1 rRNA gene is annotated in these 446 nt (G+C 44.2%); it reads left to right on the top strand.

Annotation, left to right across the window (positions count from 1 at the left end):
• Positions 1-207: 207 nt before the first annotated feature.
• Positions 208-446: ribosomal RNA gene (locus tag ACTHUM_RS19775) — 16S ribosomal RNA — on the top strand; the annotation flags it as partial.

The raw sequence follows: 446 nt of genomic DNA on the forward strand, positions 1-446 counted from the left end.
GTATAACACAGTTAGTTAGAATTTTCGATAATTTTAGTTGACATTTGCTACATGTACTGTATAATTCGATTCGCTCTTTAAAACCCAGATTACCGATAAGTGTGAGTGCATTAGGCCTCACACTGTTTGAAAGACAGACAAGATGATGTTTTAGACATTGTCCTGTCGGTTTCTTTGAAGCAGACCAGAAGTTATACGTTAGAGATTGAACATAAGAGTTTGATCCTGGCTCAGATTGAACGCTGGCGGCATGCTTTACACATGCAAGTCGGACGGCAGCACAGAGACGCTTGCTTCTTGGGTGGCGAGTGGCGAACGGGTGAGTAATATATCGGCACGTACCGAGTCATGGGGGATAACTAATAGAAAGATTAGCTAATACCGCATATTCTCTGAGGAGGAAAGCAGGGGACCTTCGGGCATTGCGTTATTCGAGCGGCCGACAT

Source organism: Neisseria sp. P0021.S006, assembly GCF_051956895.1.